Origin of the sequence: Sulfitobacter sp. HI0040, from assembly GCF_001634885.1 — a bacterium.
Classification (GTDB): domain Bacteria; phylum Pseudomonadota; class Alphaproteobacteria; order Rhodobacterales; family Rhodobacteraceae; genus Sulfitobacter.
The window spans coordinates 1-209 of the sequence record NZ_LWEX01000355.1 but is presented as its reverse complement, the minus strand read 5'-3'; the positions used below and the strand labels follow the sequence as shown (position 1 = coordinate 209).

Genomic DNA, 209 nt, shown 5'->3' with positions numbered 1-209 from the left:
ACAGCAGCGGCGACATCAGCCCAGATCGGCGCATGGTCCACAAGATCGAAATAGACCACCGGCATGAACCCTTCGAAGGAATTTCCCCGCTCTTCGAACGTCAGCACCAGTTCCTGAAACTCGCGGAATGCCGCGCTTTGCCCCGCCCCCAACCGCACGCGGGACAGGCGCCACAACGGCTTCCGGATGCGTTTCGCAGGTTTGCCGTC

The 209-nt window shown here is 61.7% G+C and carries 1 protein-coding gene; it reads right to left on the bottom strand.

What is annotated here, in order from left to right; all coding sequences use genetic code 11:
- Window positions 1-209: hypothetical protein (locus A3728_RS23200; RefSeq protein WP_161489591.1), on the bottom strand; the 209-nt coding region annotated here is incomplete at both ends.